12 protein-coding genes are annotated in these 17,550 nt (G+C 44.8%); 11 read left to right on the plus strand and 1 reads right to left on the minus strand.

The window, feature by feature from the left end; genetic code table 11:
- Nucleotides 1-7: 7 nt before the first annotated feature.
- From G5B43_RS18945 to G5B43_RS18955, 3 genes are all read left to right on the plus strand, one after another.
- On the plus strand, nt 8-325 hold the full coding sequence (locus G5B43_RS18945; RefSeq protein ID WP_165296374.1) for an RNA polymerase sigma factor: 318 nt from the start codon (nt 8-10) through the stop codon (nt 323-325).
- A 4-nt stretch (nt 326-329) separates the two neighbouring features.
- Nucleotides 330-686: a DUF4260 domain-containing protein gene (locus G5B43_RS18950; protein ID WP_165296375.1), complete on the plus strand. Its 357-nt coding sequence runs from the start codon at nt 330-332 to the stop codon at nt 684-686.
- A 124-nt stretch (nt 687-810) separates the two neighbouring features.
- Nucleotides 811-1,026, plus strand: coding sequence for a type II toxin-antitoxin system Y4mF family antitoxin (locus tag G5B43_RS18955; RefSeq protein ID WP_165296376.1), 216 nt, complete (start codon nt 811-813; stop codon nt 1,024-1,026).
- A 218-nt stretch (nt 1,027-1,244) separates the two neighbouring features.
- On the opposite strand, the gene G5B43_RS18960 is transcribed toward G5B43_RS18955, so the two are convergent.
- A complete protein-coding gene (locus G5B43_RS18960; protein WP_165296377.1) occupies nt 1,245-5,255 on the minus strand; it encodes a hybrid sensor histidine kinase/response regulator transcription factor in 4,011 nt (1,336 codons plus the stop codon).
- A 357-nt stretch (nt 5,256-5,612) separates the two neighbouring features.
- On the opposite strand from G5B43_RS18960, the gene G5B43_RS18965 reads away from it, so the two are divergent.
- The 8 genes from G5B43_RS18965 to G5B43_RS19000 all read left to right on the plus strand — a co-directional run bounded on the left by G5B43_RS18965 (nt 5,613) and on the right by G5B43_RS19000 (nt 17,240).
- Nucleotides 5,613-7,574: a glycoside hydrolase family 97 protein gene (locus tag G5B43_RS18965; protein WP_165296378.1), complete on the plus strand. Its 1,962-nt coding sequence runs from the start codon at nt 5,613-5,615 to the stop codon at nt 7,572-7,574.
- Nucleotides 7,575-7,723: 149 nt separating this feature from the next.
- On the plus strand, nt 7,724-10,861 hold the full coding sequence (locus G5B43_RS18970; protein ID WP_165296379.1) for a SusC/RagA family TonB-linked outer membrane protein: 3,138 nt from the start codon (nt 7,724-7,726) through the stop codon (nt 10,859-10,861).
- An 11-nt stretch (nt 10,862-10,872) separates the two neighbouring features.
- On the plus strand, nt 10,873-12,660 hold the full coding sequence (locus tag G5B43_RS18975; protein WP_165296380.1) for a RagB/SusD family nutrient uptake outer membrane protein: 1,788 nt from the start codon (nt 10,873-10,875) through the stop codon (nt 12,658-12,660).
- Between the two features lie 37 nt (nt 12,661-12,697).
- On the plus strand, nt 12,698-14,296 hold the full coding sequence (locus G5B43_RS18980) for a glycoside hydrolase family 76 protein (protein ID WP_165296381.1): 1,599 nt from the start codon (nt 12,698-12,700) through the stop codon (nt 14,294-14,296).
- Nucleotides 14,297-14,316: 20 nt separating this feature from the next.
- Nucleotides 14,317-15,612 (plus strand): discoidin domain-containing protein, encoded by a 1,296-nt coding sequence (locus G5B43_RS18985; RefSeq protein WP_165296382.1) that lies wholly within the window; start codon nt 14,317-14,319, stop codon nt 15,610-15,612.
- Nucleotides 15,613-15,698: 86 nt separating this feature from the next.
- Nucleotides 15,699-16,838 (plus strand): glycoside hydrolase family 105 protein, encoded by a 1,140-nt coding sequence (locus tag G5B43_RS18990; RefSeq protein WP_165296383.1) that lies wholly within the window; start codon nt 15,699-15,701, stop codon nt 16,836-16,838.
- A 22-nt stretch (nt 16,839-16,860) separates the two neighbouring features.
- Complete coding sequence (locus G5B43_RS19730) at nt 16,861-17,007, plus strand: DUF4260 family protein (protein ID WP_410528496.1); 147 nt, start codon at nt 16,861-16,863, stop codon at nt 17,005-17,007.
- An 8-nt stretch (nt 17,008-17,015) separates the two neighbouring features.
- Nucleotides 17,016-17,240, plus strand: coding sequence for a hypothetical protein (locus G5B43_RS19000; RefSeq protein ID WP_165296385.1), 225 nt, complete (start codon nt 17,016-17,018; stop codon nt 17,238-17,240).
- Nucleotides 17,241-17,550: the final 310 nt, after the last annotated feature.

The following is a 17,550-nucleotide window of genomic DNA, read 5'->3' on the forward strand; positions in this document are numbered from 1 at the left end:
TAAATTATTGAAGACCTCCAGGTATAGGATAGATAGTGATAATGAACTTGCCGAGCAAATGTTTCGGGGAGACCGGAAAGCATATGCGGAATTGTATGATCGATCTTTCGCCGTAATATACACCTTTATACGTAAAATGCTCCGGGACGATGATCAAGCAGAAGACCTGACACAGGAAATATTTATGGCGCTGTATGAGAGTAGTACGGATACGGCCATAAAATCGCTGCGTTCGTATTTGTACCAAAGTGCGCGTTATGCTTTGATTGATTATGCGCGGAGGCAACAAAGTCAACATAATTATTTGACAAGTTTGGCAGATTAAACAAATGGATACCCTATTGAAACTGGAAGAAGTCGGACAATTTTTGCTGGCTATCTTATTGTTTACGCAATTGGATTACGCCTGGTGGGTTTTCCCAGCTTGTCTTTTATTACCCGATATTTCCATGTTTGGTTATGCGGTAAATCCCGGCGTAGGAGCCGTTGCGTACAATATTGTTCACCATAAATTCACGGCATTGTTGGTTTTAGCCATTGGGTTCATATTCCACATCCCGGTATTGTCCCTCGCGGGTATCATTCTCTTCGGCCATTCGGCCATGGACCGGATTTTCGGTTATGGGTTAAAGTATGGTGATGATTTTAAGCATACGCATCTCGGCTGGATCGGTAAAAAGAAGTAGAATTTATATTTCATCCCTGTCTTTATATCTAAATGCATATAATTTGTCGTGAGTAAATATTTTTATATGTTTTTACATATAATAAAGAATTTTTTTCTTAAATTCGTTGCAAAAGCATATAATAATGATGGTACTTGCAGATTTTGTAAAGCAAAAAAGAAAGGAAGTAAATCTTACACAGGAAGAGTTTGCTGAACGAGCAGGTGTTGCATTAACGGTAATCCGAAAAATAGAACAGGGGAAAGAAAACCTGAATCTCGAGAAAGTAAATCAAGTACTTAAAATGTTTGGGCATACTTTGGCTCCTGTAAATGCAAGAGAACTAGCCAGGATTAAATAATAAGCAGATAGCAGGTATTGCTAAACGTTTTAAGAAAAGAAAACCAGTTGCGTTACATTGGATAGATAGTTCTTTTCTTTCGGAAGAATACAAAGAAAAGTATAAAGATCTTTTAGAAGAAAAATATAGAAGGTTATAGCATGCTCTGGGAGTTTTTTTTGTCATGCGTTCAGTGGTTTTTATCTTCATGTTTAAGGTTCGACTAGATATCGTATCAGTTAACGTAATTTTCTGAATTCCTTAGGGGTGACTTTATTTCGTTTCACGAATTCACGGTAGAAATACGACTTGTTAGACATGCCACTCTTATACATAATTTCTTGTACCGATAGGTTGGTAGATACCAACAGCCGTTCGGCCGTTAGAAAGCGATAGTCTTTAATAAAATCCATCAAGGATAGTGAAGTAATATTTTTCACTTTTCGATATAGACTGCGCGGGCTTGTATTCATTATTTCAGCAATAAATCCCGGACTCAGTGCCGGGTTTTCAATGTGCTCATCGATGATCGCAATAAGTGTTGATACAAGTTTCTTATCATCGCGGTGAACGATATTGTTCATGGTGGTCTCATAGGCACTTTCGGGAGAGTGGAAATAATCACGCATAACTTCGTTCTTTTTGACAAGCCGATCGATATGCGAGCGCAACAAGGAGAGCGAAAAGGGCTTGGTTAAGTAAACATCTGCACCCGATTGTATACCCGCCTCTTGTTGCTTCTCCGTGGTTTTAGCAGATAAAACAATGATAGGAATATGTTTATAAGACTTTGTATTCCTTATTTCTTCAATGAGCTGTATGCCGTCTTTATCCGGCATCATAATATCCGTGACGATCAACGACACAGTTTCCGTAGTGAGGATCTCAAGGGCCTGCTGTGCACCGTGGGCAGTTAGAATAGCAAACTCCGTAGCCAGATAACTGGATATCATGGATATAATATCCGGATTGTCGTCTACCAGCAAAAGGGTAGGACGTACATTTTCTGCGCTTACGATCCGCGTGATGTCTGCCCGTTCACTTGGGATGGTCTCTTCGGCATCCGCTGCTGCGATGTAGGGAAGTACTACGCGAAAAAGGGTGTACTGATCGACCTCGCTCTCCACGACAATGTGGCCTTCCAATAGCTCGACCATCGAACGGCAGATGGACAAGCCTAAACCGGTGCGACCTGTTAATTGCATATACCCGTTGGCGTCGTCGTTGTGAAGAATGTGATAAGGCTCGAAGATGTTCGAAAGCTCGGACGTTACAATTCCTTTACCGCTGTTGTACACCGACAGCTCCAATATATCCCCTTTCCGGTTAAGATCAATTCTGACGGTACCGTTTTCATCTACATATTTAAAAGCATTCGAGACCAAATTATTTAGTATCCGCTGAAAGAAGGCGGTATCTGTATTCCATATGAGGTCTGGCTCAATAGACTCGACATAGTTTATATGGGCTTTTTCAGCAATTAAACGAAAGGACTTGAGATATTGCATCGCTAAGGGCGTAAGTTGTACATCTTTTTGGATGTGATAAGTAGGGGTTGCCTTCTCAGGATCGTGTATATCCAGCAATTCCCGAATCAAACCTTCCAATGCAACCGTATTTGATGTCAGTGTGTTCAGATGCTCTTGGTATGCTGATTCGGAACGCGGAACGCCTCCTTTCAGGACTTCGCAGATCCCCTTGATGAGTGTTAGCGGCGTATAAAACTCATGCGTCATATTGGTGAAAAATGCGAGCTTCGACTCTAAGAGTTCTTTGCGTTGATTCTTTTCCATTTCCCGCTGTGCTTCTTCTCGCTTTCTCAATGCGATACGCCTTGAAAGCGTATAAAGATAGAAACCTATTGCAGCAAGTAAGATGATATAGAAGACAATGGCACTGGTCGACAGATACCAAGGGGGCAACTTAACGATATAAAGGCTTTCCGTGCGTTCGCTGCCCGGCGTAACATCATTTTTGTAACGTACTTTTAATGTGTATCGACCAGCTGGTAAATTCGTGAAATCGATCTGATTGCTATTGGTAATAGCGATCCAATCGTCGTGATAATTGTCTAATTTATAGCTATATGTATAGTCTTTGTTCAAGTAGTCGAGCACGGTGAATGAAAGGCTAAAGGAGGGAACGGAAGCCGGGATTTCAATGCCCTTGCCCGCGCGGCGTGCAAAGGCAGACAGGGGGTGGCTTTCGCCTTTAATCTTGATATCAAAAAAGTGAAATTTACTCGGATGGGTAGATTCTTGCTGCAGCAACTGCTTGGGGTTTACCCATATAAAACCATTTACGGCGCCAAAGTATAACGTGCCGGTGTAGGGGCATTTCCAGTAGGCATCATCCGAGAATTCATTAATTTCGAGTGTAGGGGCAATATAATTATGAAACAGCTCATTGTGCGGGTTGTACTTGATTAAACCTCTGCTAGAACTTAACCATAAATACCCCATCTCATCGCCAAGGATACCGTGTATCATATCATTTACAAGACCATTTTTCTTACTATAATGTTTAATATCTGAAACGGCAGCACGATGCAGATTAAATGCTGTCATCCCGGAGCTTGATCCTAGGTAATACGAATGGTTTGAGTCGCGCCACACGGTTAACACATCAGTGATGGCCAGGCCATTTTCGGGGTCATTAACGGGTAAGAAATGGTACGTATGGGTATTCATGTCGAATTCGGCGACGCCTTGGCCGCCTCGCAGGCCAACAACAAGCTTCGACGGATCGCCGTACACCATGGACTGGATTTCGTTTCCGGCAAAGCTTTCTCCTCGAAGGAGGTGATTTTGGGCTGATTGAACCTGTATTTCGCCGCCGACTTCCGTTATGTCTACCTCGACCAGACCGAAACGGGTAGAGGTGAGCCATAATTTCCGGTCGCTGGTCTCCAGTATGGTGTGGATGCTCTCCAGTAACGGCTTACTGTTGGGAAGTACGGCCTCCCGTATGGTACGGTCTCGATAACTGTAGTAAAATAAGCCCCTCTCGGTCCCGATCCAAAACAGATCGTGGTACTTACTTTTGGCCATACCGAAGATCTGCGATGATAGCAGACCCTCGCGTTTGTTAAAGCGGGCAACAGGCTGTTCGCTTATGGTCGTGCTATTGCTTGCATGCGTGTATTTAAACTGTATCAAGCCATCCCCATTGGTGCCGACCCACATATTGCCAAGTGAATCCGTTAATATTGCTCTGACGGGTTTGTTGGTAATGTTGGTGATGGATAAGTTCAATTGTCCGAATAACGGCGCCGAAGCACTGTGCTGCTGTACGCCCTGCCCATCTGTACCAATCCATAAGAGGTCCTGATACCGATCTGTAAGAAGACAGAAAACCGAAACCCCCGGCCGTATCCAGACACTTTGATCTCCATTGCCGCGGCCAACCTTCAATACGCCAGAGTTTTTTAACGCGACATAAACGGATTTATCATAGTATTCAATTTGTGCAATAAAGCCATAGTCTTCATGGATCAGAGATTTGATATTATTCAGATGATGGGTGCGGGAGGTGAGCAAATCGTACTGAAACACATCAAATTGGTCGTCTACGAAGTAAAGATCGTTACCGGATAGGCATGCTTTCACGATCCGGCGCTTGTGTATTTGTACTTCCTGACCACTAATTTTTTCCTTTTCGCTGATCTCTGCTATATTTTTGGAGAGTAGATGGCCATCGTTTTTTAATATCAATAAGGCGGAGTCGACGATAAACAATCTATTGATATTGAGTAAATTCAGGTTTTTATTAGCGAGGATGATGCTATCGACGCTGCCATCTCCTGATTTATAGTGAAGTAATAGTTGATCACTTGGTATCATCCAGGTGTCGCCACCAGCGTCTGATTCAATATGTACAAGTTTAGGTAAGGAGGGGTAAGAGGCTGTTATTTTGCGGGTTAATAAAGATAGTTTATTCAATCCCATCGTCGTGGAAATCCAGATGTGATCTTTGTCGGCCGCGGTAATCTTATAGATGATATTGCTACACAAAGACAGCGGATTGGACGGCTCATGCCTATACGTAATAATTTCTGTGCCATTATAGAACGATAAACCATCATAGGTGCCGAACCACATATATCCCAAGTGATCCTGATAGGTATATAATACCGCATTATTGGGTAGATATATGTTAGGTCTATTTTGCTGCTGTGCGACAGCACCCGACCATACCAATAGGAAAATAAGCGAAATCGAAAAGTATCTTAATTGACCAATAATCTTCATTATAATGACTCGTAGCGGTTTATATGTGTTGGCCTAAAGATACAACTTTCACCGATGCGATGATACACCACACGTAAGGGAATGGTATCTTATTCCGTCAAAAAGGTATACTATTTTGCATCTGGTTATTCAGTGTACCTTTTTGGCATAAATAGGGCCTGCGTTTCGATAGCCGGCGATTACTTTTGTGAAGTTATAAATCTGTAGTTAAATAGGATACCAATTGATCTGCCCTTAACTATTTACGTACGAAGTGCAAATATATCTTTCCGAGCGATACCGATACGCGCCGCTAGGAAAGATAAACCGATGAATAGACATTGAACGAACACATTTTAAAATAGAAAAAATAACTTAATGAAGAAGATTGCTTGTGTATTCCTGCTAGCTGCGGCCATGACGACCGCAAACGCGCAGAAAGGGATTAAACTGACCTCTCCTAATGGTGATATCACCACGGAGATTAAACTGACGGATAAGATTTATTATTCCGTATTATGTAAGAACGATACCCTGTTGCGTGACAACTCGCTCGGGCTCGAGCTCGATAATAGGGTACTCGGAGATCGACCAAAATTAATAGGTAAAAAGGAGCAACAGATCAAAGAGCAATTGAAACCTATCGTTCCGTTAAAGTTTTCTACGATTGATAATGTATATAATCAGCTTGTGCTTCGTTTCAAGGATCAGTATGCCGTCGAGTTCCGCGCGTACGACGATGGTATTGCTTATCGGATCATAACTGATATTAGAGACAGCATCAATGTCGTATCGGAGGAGATGAATATCAACTTCACATCCGAAAATCTATTGCATGTACAGCAACCCGGTGGTTTCAAAACAGCCTACGAAGAAATCTATACCCACATCAATAGCACGGAATGGAAACCCAATGGCAAGATGGCCGTGCTCCCTATGCTTATCGACACGAAGAAGCCGTATAAAATATTGGTTTCAGAATCAGATCTGAGTGATTATCCCTGCATGTTTTTGAAAAGTAGCGGGCGGAATGGAATCACCGCGACTTTTCCTAAAGTACCGGTGAGGTTCGGCGAGGATGGCGATCGCAGCGTAAAGATCCTGGAAGAAGCGGAGTACATCGCAAGAACAACGGGCCAGCGCAGCTTCCCATGGCGTTACTTTGTAGTCTCGAAGCAGGACACCGAGTTACTGACCAACACCATGACGTATAGGTTAGCGACGAAAAATGTACTCGCTGATGCTTCATGGATTAAACCGGGCCAAGCGAGCTGGGAATGGTGGAACGGCGCAAAACCTTACGGTCCGGATGTGGACTTTGTGTCGGGTTATAATTTGGATACGTATAAATATTTTATCGATTTCGCCCATAAATTTGGTATGCAGTACATTATCATGGACGAAGGATGGGCGAAAAGCACAAGAGATCCCTATACGCCGAATCCAGATGTAGATGTACATGAGATTATCAAATATGGTAAGGAAAGAAATGTGGGTGTATTTCTGTGGTTAACTTGGTTGACCGTTGAGAAGAACCTGGGCTTGTTTGAACAGTTTGCTTCATGGGGTGTCAAGGGAGTAAAAATCGATTTTATGGACCGGAGCGATCAATGGATGGTTAACTATTACGAGCGTATCGCGAAAGAAGCGGCCAAACACAACCTGCTGGTAGATTTCCACGGCTCCTTTAAGCCTGCGGGACTGGAATATAAATACCCCAATGTCATCTCTTACGAAGGGGTGCGTGGTATGGAGCAAATGGGAGGCTGTTATCCCAACAATAGTGTGTACTTGCCTTTCATTCGTAATGCGGTCGGTCCAATGGATTATACGCCAGGCGCCATGATCAGTATGCAGCCCAATGTATATAGAAGTGAGCGGCCGAACTCGGCAAGCATCGGTACCCGCGCATATCAAATGAGCCTGTTTGTAATTTTCGAAAGCGGTATACAGATGCTAGCTGATAATCCTACGCAGTATTATCGTAATGAGGAATGTACGGACTTCATCACCAATGTGCCTACAACTTGGGACGAGACAATTGCATTGAACGCAAAAGTAGGCGAACATGTTATCGTCGCCAAGCGTAAAGGGGAGAAGTGGTATATCGGTGGCATGACAAACAGTGAAGAGGACTGGCGTAATTTTCAACAAAAACTTACTTTCCTGACTGCTGGGAAAACATATAAGATGACCAGCTTCAAAGATGGGATTAATGCAGTTGAACAGGCAATGGATTATAGGAAAGAAGTGGCTGAGGTAACTGTCCATTCATCGATCGAAATAAAGCTGGCTAAAAGCGGTGGCTTTGCTGCCGTTTTAGAACCTGTAACCGAGTAGATTAAATAAATTATAACCTTAAAAATAAAAATATGTAACCACAAAGAAAATTATGATAACGCTATTTACGATCAGCAAATTACGGCTGTTCAATGTAAACCTGTTACATACAGGAGAATGATTACCAATTAACGAATAAACTATAAGCAATGAAGAAAAAGGAATTTACCAAAATTCGAAGCATCAAACGGGGTATGCAGGTAAGTACGCCGCTATGTGCGATGTTACTGCTGTCGGCCATAAACCTAAGTCCGACCGTGGCTGGAACTTTCCCTTTATCAGCTGCAAAAGCCGATATTATAGGGATCCCGGCGCAGCAACGTACCCTGTCAGGTAAAGTGACAGGCCCAGATGGTACACCGCTGGTGGGTGTTACGGTTTCTATCGTCGATTTTTCCATATCGACACAAACGGATAGAAACGGCGAATATGACTTTCGTATTCCCCAAGAGGCCAAAACCGTTCGATTTACTTTTGTGGGATTTAAGGAAGTCGAACAGCCGCTACAAAATAAGACGCGCATTGACGTACAGCTTGAAGAGGCTTCTGACGATCTGGAAGAGGTAGTGGTCGTGGGGTATGGTACACAGAAAAAAATACAGACCTTAGGTGCCCAATCAAACCTCGATGTAAAAGAGCTGAAACAACCTGTTGCCAACATCAGTACGGTGCTCGCCGGGCGGGTATCTGGTGTGGTCGGGATGCAGCGTAGTGCCGAGCCTGGTCTGGATGGTGCCCAGCTGTGGATCAGGGGTTTCAATACCTTGAACAACTCCAGTCCGCTGGTATTGGTTGATGGGGTGGAACGGAGCTTCAGTAACATTGATCCCAACGATATTGAATCATTTAATATTCTAAAGGATGCTTCTTCCACATCGGTATATGGTGTACGCGGTGCCAACGGGGTAATATTGATTACCACAAAGAAGGGACTGGCGTTGGATAAACCGCGAATAGAAGTAGATTATTATCAGGGTATCACCGAATTTACGCGTGTGCCCGATATGGTCGATGGCGTGACCTATATGCAGATGGCCAACGAGGCTAATGTGACGAGAGGCAATTCGCCGATCTATTCGGAAGACCGGATACGCAAAACACTTTCCCAGGAGGATCCGATGCTCTACCCGGATGTAGACTGGTTTAACGAAATATTTAACCGTTTTGGAAACAACCGCAAGGCCAACCTCAGTATCCGAGGAGGTGCACCGCGCATGAACTATTATGTATCGGCAGGCTACTACGATGAAAAAGGCCTGTTTAAAACCGATGGCTTATCGCAGTATAATTCAGAGATTGCTTTCAAACGGTATAACTTTACTTCAGCTTTAACCGTACATGCGACCAAAACGACCACGGTTGATCTGGGGGTAAAAGGCTGGATATCGAACGGAAATTATCCAGGTACAGGGACAAATGCCATCTTCTCATCGGTCTTTAACTTATACCCGATCTTATATCCGGTAAAATATCCGGATGGTTCAGAACCTTTTGTATCTACCGGTGGTGGTTTGAACAACCCATATGGATTATTGACCAATCGCGGATACGTGACGACTTATGAGAATCAAATGATGTCGGACATCCATGTCAAACAGAAACTGGATTTTGTGACGGAAGGACTTTCGGCTCGTGTCCTATATTCTTTTGATGCACAGAATACAAATAGATTAAATCGATCCAAAATACCGTATACGTACTATGCGCAGACGCGCGATGAGAATGGTGAACTCGTCTATGAACGGACAGATGGTGGATCCGGTAAAGATTACCTTGATTTTAGTCGTAATAACGGCGGACAAAGACAATTTTACCTGGAATCGGCTATCAATTATAGCCGCGAGTTTGGTGGACACTCGGTTAACGGATTATTTTTGTACAACCAATCAGACCGGATCAGTGCCACAGCTGGCGATCTGATTGGATCAATTCCATACCGTAGCCGTGGGATTGTGGGTAGGGGAAGTTATGCCTATCAGGATAAATACCTCGCGGAAGTAAGCTTCGGATATAACGGATCGGAAAATTTTGCGCCCGAAACCAGGTATGGAATTTTCCCATCGTATGCGGTGGGATGGGTGCCTTCTAACGAAAAGTTCTGGGGCAATATGGATCAGGTGATTCAGTTGTTGAAGATTAGGGCATCGTATGGTATAGTGGGGAGTGGTGACATCAGTGGAAGGCGATTTGCCTATATTGCCACGGTAGCCAATACGGGTGGATACAGTTACGGCCAAAACAGAGACAATAATATTGGCGGATTAGATATTGGCGATTATGCCTCGACAGTAACTTGGGAAACGGAGAAGAACACCAATATTGGTCTTGAACTTAAAACCTTTGACAATGCGTTGGAAGTGATGGTGGATGTGTTCAAGCGTCGTAGGGAAAATATTTTCCTGACCCGTGCATCCGTCCCGGCCTCCGTAGGTCTACGTTCTAACCCGCTGGGTAACCTGGGAATCGCAGAAAACAAAGGTATCGACATCACCGCCAACTTCAGTAAGCAATGGGGCGAGTGGGGCGCTACTTTCCGAGGTACATTTACCTACAACTCGAACAAGCTGATCGAAAACGACGAACCCGCGAAACCGTATCCATGGATGGAAAAACGTGGACATCGTCTTTTTCAGCGCTTTGGCTACATTGCGGATGGTTTCTATACGCAGGAAGAGATCGAAGATCCAACGGTTGCACGTACCGCAGGCATTATACAGGCGGGCGATTTAAAATTCAGGGATCTTAATGGCGATGGCGTAATTGATGCGAATGACCAGACCGCCATCGGACTGGATCATGTACCTCAAATCTTGTATGGCTTTGGGTTTACGGCAGCCTACAAGGGATTCTCCTTAGGGGCTTTTTTCCAAGGAGTGGATAAAGTAGAATTTTCCCTTTCGACCACTTTCATGCCCTTCCGTGCTGGATCTGCTCGTGGAAGTTTATTTAACAATATTCACGACCGCTGGACAGAAGACGACCAACGGCAGGACGCATTTTATCCCCGTCTTTCTTATGGCGATATAAACCAGAACTACACGGCCTCAAGCAGCCACTGGATTCAAAATGGCCGCTTTTTACGGATGAAGACCCTGGACTTTGGCTATACGATACCGAAGGGTTCTTTTAGTAGCTGGGGCGTGGAAAATGCACGTATCTACTTTATCGGTTACAACCTGCTGACCTTTAGTCCGTTTAAAATGTTTGATCCGGAGTTGGGTAGTGGCGCAGGCGATCGATATCCAAATATTAAGACGTATAGCTTAGGTCTGAACATCACTTTTTAATTCTGCTAATTATGAACACAAAAATAAAAACATATATAGGGCTGTTGTTGATACTGATATGCAGTTCGTGCGATAAGGACTTCTTTGATCAGGTACCCGATGACCGCCTGCAGATTGAGGATATTTTTAAACGCCGTACGACCACCGAGCAATATTTGGCGAATATATACAACCGGATTCGCACACAGATGGACTGGCGCTTTGACAACAGTTTCGAAAGCTTGTCGGACGACATTGATGTGACTTACAACGATATGGCACCCTTCCAGCTGAATATTGGAAACTGGGATCGTAATACCAGCGTCTTCAATCGGTGGGGCCATTACTATCAGGGCATTCGCTCGGCTACATTTTTTATTCAGAACGTAGACTTAAATCCAGAGGTTCCAGACGCTGAAAAGACAAAATGGAAGGCCGAAGCGCGCTTCCTCCGCGCATATTTTTACGCCAATCTAATGATGCAGTACGGTCCGGTGATCCTTATGCCTGAAGAATTGCTTGCACCGGATGCAACCATCGAAGAGATTAGCCTCCCGCGAAATACGTATGACGAATGTGTCGATTATGTCGTCAGCGAGATCAATACGGCCATCGCCGACTTGCCTTTAACACCAGTCAACACACGGGAATGGGGCCGAATAAACCGCGGAATGGCACTGGCTTTTAAATCGCGTGTACTATTATATGCTGCCAGCCCGCTATTTAACGGAAATACCGATTATGCAGATTTCAAGAATTTGGATGGCACCGTACTCGTTAATCAGCAATATGATGCCAATAAGTGGAAGCTGGCAGCTGATGCCGCGAAGGATATGATCGATTTCGGTCAGTATAGTCTTTATATGGAACGGGATGCCGACGGTGCCATTAAGCCGTATGAATCCTTGAAGAATGTACATCTGACGGATTGGAATTCGGAAGTAATCATGGCGCGTGTATCGGATAATTTTGGCCCGGACAAAATGGGTTCGCCGCGAAATGTCGGCGGATGGTCGGCCTTCGGACCAACGCAGCAACTCGTAGATGCCTTTTTTATGTCCAACGGACGACCGATAACTGATCCAGCTTCGGGATACAGCGAGACGGGCACAACGGCGCAGGATACGAGATATTATGCACCCGGCACCTCCAATATGTATGTGGGACGCGAACCGCGTTTCTACGTGGCCATTACCTTTAACCTCAGCAAATGGATAAACAACGACAGGGGTAGTAACAATCAGCCGGTAACCATACAGATGTACAGCGGCGGAAATAGCGGTCTGTATAACGGTCGTAATTATTCCAGGACAGGATACGGCGCCCGAAAACTGGTGCATCCGAGTACGACACTGGAGCCCGATCGTATCCAGGGGCGTTTGGAAGTACAGCTCAGGTTGGCTGAAGTTTATCTGAATTATGTAGAGGCTTTGAACGAATATGATCCAGAACATCCGGATATTGTAAAATACTTGAACATGATCCGCGAAAGAGCGGGAATCCCACAGTACGGTTCAGAAGATGGAATGGTGCCGGTACCGGGGGGTAAGGATGCCATGCGGCAGGCCATACAGCAAGAGCGTCGTGTTGAACTGTGCTTCGAAAATTTACGGTACTTTGATACACACCGCTGGAAGATAGCTGCTCAAACCGATGGTGGCGATTTTTATGGAATGAATATCGAAGCGACAACATCTGCCGGATTCCATCAGCGTACTGTTTTTGAAACCCGTCAATGGAAAGACAAGCAATACCTGTGGAATATTGTACAGGACGAACTGAATAAAAATAGAAATCTCGTTGAAAATCCAGGCTGGTAAATACATTCGACAATAGCAGATAACGAAAGCAACTATAATGAAAAATATAATAGTTATTTATACGCTCGCCATGGCATCCGCAGTATGTTTTATGGCCTGCGAGAAACAAGAAAAAGGTGGACTCGGTGAAGGCAGGGTACAAGGGGTAGATTTGCTTGCCCCGATAAACGGGAGTACGGTAACACTCGCCGAGAACGGTGATGGGCTTCAATTCAAGTGGTCTGAAGCCACCGTCTCGAATGGCACATTAGCCTTTTATACCGTTGTATTTGATAAGGCTTCGGGCGATTTTTCGCAGCCAATCATGAGCCGCAGACCCGATAAACTGGGATCCGCGACTATACTAACCGTACCTCGTATGACGTTGGACTCGCTGGCAAGGGCGGTGGGCGCTACGGTAGGCAATCCGGTCGATATCAAATGGACCGTGCATGCGAGTACAGGTATCAATGGCGCCGTTGCAACGCAGCCGTTTACCTTAAAACTCGAAGTAACCCAGGACCAACAGGGGGATATGCTGATGACGGCTGCGGATCAGATGATGGATGCGTTGATTACGTATTTTCTGGACGGTATGCCACTGGATATCTGGGGCGAATACTATCCACGGCGAAATACATACTGGGACGGAGCATCTACGGTGTGGGGTCAGGGAGCTGCATTTTCGGGTTATACGGCACTTAAAGTAATGGGCGAGCACGACCCGGCGCTCAAGGCGAAATATGCGACGCTGTACGACAATAGGCTGCTCACATCGATTGATAAATTTCGAAATCAAAGACAGGGCGGTCCTGAGGGATATGCTGTATTTCCCGGTGGCGGCGATGAGCGATTCTACGACGATAATGTGTGGATCGGATTAGATATGGTCGATCTGTACATGCTTACCGAGGATACCAAATACCTCGAGCGTGCAAAACTCGTCTGGAATTTTGTGCTGTCGGGAACCAACGATTTGATGGGCGGTGGGGTGCACTGGAAGGAAGGCGACAAAGGAAAAAATACCTGTTCGACGGCACCTGCGGCAGTACTGGGAGCAAAGCTTTATCAGGCGACCAACGAGCAGGTATACCTCGATCGTGCAAAGGAATTCTACCATTGGGTGAAAGATCGGCTTCGAGATCCAGAAGATAAGTTGTATTGGGACAACATCAAGCTGTCCGATCCGAACAATCCGGGATCAGCGGTAATCATAGACAAAACGAAATTCACCTACAACGCAGGGCAGCCTGTACAGGCCGCTGTATTGTTATATGAGATTACGGGCGACAACCAATACCTAACGGATGCCCGCGAAACGGCCGAAGCAGCTTACAAACGTTGGTTCAAACCTTACCATTCCAGCGCACTTGGGGAAGAAATCGTGATGTGGACGGATAACAATGTGTGGTTCAATGCGATTCTGTTGAGGGGTTACATCGAATTGTGCCGTGTAGATAAGGATGAAAAGTACGTACAGGCTTGCCGAAAAATAATGCAACATGCCTGGATGTCTCCAGTAAGGGATGCACAGACAAATTTACTGAACAATGATTTTAAAGCGACCGCTCCGCGACCGGAATCGGGAATCCTGTATCAGGGTGCCTGCGTCGAGATGCTGGCGAGGCTTGGAGATTTTGAAGCAAAAAAATTGTAAAATTACTAATATACCGAATTATGATACATTTGATCAAAAATAGCGTGGCCATAGTAGCCCTATTATGTATCTTTTGGAGCTGCTCCAAGAAGGACGAAATAAAAGTGAACGATATCCTGATCCAGAATATCGACAACGACGGCTTGCGTATCCCATTGAACGAAACGTTTCAAGTGGAAGCTGCTGTGTCTCCCGGAAATGCAGAAAGAGGTGGGATTACCTACAAATCGAGCGATGAGGAAATATTTACCGTGTCGGCAAAAGGGTTAATTACACCCAAGAACATGGGCGATGCTGAGCTGATCGTGAAAACGCAGGACGGTAGCAGATTGAGCGACCAGCGGACAATAACGATCGAAAGACCATCCATCGAAACGATTGAGGTCGAAGGATTGGTGGATGGTTATCTTATCGTGGGATACAACCTGGAACAAAAGGTCATGATTAATCTGCTGCCCGAAAATAGCACACCTTTGGTAACCTTTCACTCAGACGATGCTAACGTATTTACGATAAATGAGGAGGGTAGAGCCTTGGGACACCGTGTAAACGGCGAAGCGAATTTAACCATTAGGGCAGTACATAATCCAGAGATTCACACGACCGTTAAAGTAAAGGTGCTGGATCTGACGGTATCCGAGATTGTAGCACCTACTAAACAGTTAAACATCATACCAATGGGAGGCACGTATCAATTAAGGAGAGAACTAACCATATTGCCAGCTATCGCAGCCGGGGTCGAACTCCGTTATGAAAGTAACCGCCCGGATATTGCGACGGTAGACGAGGAGGGTGTCGTAACGGCAAAAGGCCGGGGTGAGGTGGAGATTACTATTTCATCCAAAGATGCTGATCCAGTGCAGTCTACCGTGAAGTTCTTCATCGAAGCGGAACTTAGTTACACGGGATGGACCGTTACTGCATCTTCTTTCAATCAATCACAGGGCACACCGGCAGCGATCTTGGTTGACGGAGCTTCGCCTTTTTGGCACAGCAAATGGGAGGGTGGCTCAGAAAAGCTACCACACTGGATTCTGGTGGATATGAAAGCAGAACAGATGATTACCGAAATCATGATTAACAGAAGAACAACAAATACGGATCTGCGCAAAGGATTCATCGAAGTGAGCCAAAATGGCGGTACTTTTACGAACGTGGGTGAGCTAAACTGGGGATCTGCACCGGCATCGGACGATAAGCGTTTTGTAGCTTTTGCGAAGCAGAAAGTTCGTTATATTCGTATCACGGTAACCGAAAGCAATAGGGGCGACAATGCAAGTATTAATCGTATGCGGGTATACGGCGCAAGCGAATAGTATGTGGATTGCATATTAAAATAAATGAGTCATAAAGGCCATTGGCACGTATTGCCAATGGCTTTAACACGTAGCGAATAGATAGTATGAAAAGGACAATTCTAAAAATATGTATACTGTTTGTGTGTATACAGACTTATGCACAAGATGAAGTATGGGACGATTTACCTGCTTATGCAGACCCCGTGTTGATAGGCGAGAAGCTTGTAAAAAATTATTTGGCCAGCGATTACAGACATTTTGACGAGATCCCCGGCGAGCCACCTTACATTGTATATCCAGAAACCTGCACCTGGTTAGGCGCGCTGGTGTTCAGCGAAAAAGCAAATAATAAAGCGTTGCTCATGGACCTGGAAAAACGGTTCTTTCCCCTTTTGGGAAAGAGAAAGGAACTGATGCAGAAGCCCAATCACGTTGATAATACGGTTTTTGGCGTTATTCCATTGCGACTCTATATGCTAACCGACAATCCGCTTTATTACCATATCGGAATCGATTTCGCTGATCGGCAGTGGCAGCTCCCTAAATCGTCTGCAAGCGATAGTATTAAACACTGCGCATTATTGGATAGGGGACTCAGCTGGCAGACCAGATTCTGGATAGACGATATGTATATGATCACTGCAATTCAAAGCCATGCATACTTTGCAACAAAGGATAGGAAATACATCGATCGTGCGGCCTATGAAATGACGGTATACCTGGATTCTATCCAAAAGCCGAATGGTCTATTTTACCATGCCAAACAGGCACCTTTTTTTTGGGGAAGAGGTAACGGCTGGATGGCTGCAGGTATGACGGAACTGCTGAAGAACCTTCCTAAAGATAATAAACACTATCCGCGTATACTGTCTAGCTATCAACATATGATGCGTACGCTAAAATCTTATGTGAATAAGGAGGGACTCTGGGGACAACTTGTCGACGAGCCTGAAGGTTCCTGGACAGAAACCTCGGGATCGGCCATGTTTACGTATGCTATGATTGTTGGTGTAAAAGAAGGGTGGCTCGACAGGCATGAATATGCACCTGTGGTGCGGAAGGCTTGGCTGGCGCTCATGCCATATATTAACGACAATGGCGATCTAAGAGATGTTTGTATCGGCACGAATATCGGTTCTACAAAGGAACATTATCTTAACCGTAGAAGATTGGTCGGTGATTTTCACGGACAGGCGGCGCTGCTGTGGTGCGCAAGTGCGCTGTTGCCGGAGGAAAAGCAATAGGATGATTGGTTAATTACCCGATATTTCCATGTTCGGCTATGCGGTAAATCCGAGCGTAGGAGCCGTTGCATACAATATTGTTCACCATAAATTCACGGCATTGTTAGTTTTAGCGATTAGGTTAGTGCCATTGCACCCAAAGTTAACTTTGATATGGGATTTGAAGTAGGTAATAGTATGTATTTTATAACTGGCGGTTTAGACGCGGGGTTACTGACAGATTTTTCAAATAATTCGTTTTTTGTTACTCCAAAAGTGGGTTTTAGCGCAGCATCGATTGTGCGGATGTATTATGGTTATCACATTTTACAAAACCCGACGGATTTCGCCAAAATAGGTAACCACCGCATTTCTTTGGAAATCAATATGGCAGCATTTCACAATTTTAAAATTATGCCGTAATTCGTATTCGTTTGTTAACTATTACATGAACTCCCGGGGCGCATCCTCGGGAGTTTTTTGTTTCGGCATATAGGGCAATGCATCTCCAGATGCGTCCTAGCTCTAAACCAGACTACACAGGATGTAGTTGCTGGATGTCATATCAAATATACCGCTTCTGTGTTAGTGTTTTGTTAATGTGGGGTAATAATGTCGTAACGGAATTTCGAGGATATTGACGAACTTTGCGGGGAGGTGCACAATGACGCAACACGGTGAGACATATGAAGATTTCCGGATAGCTGTTCCGACAGACTATGAAAATGTATTT

Source organism: Sphingobacterium sp. SGR-19 (genome assembly GCF_011043555.1).
Lineage (GTDB): Bacteria > Bacteroidota > Bacteroidia > Sphingobacteriales > Sphingobacteriaceae > Sphingobacterium.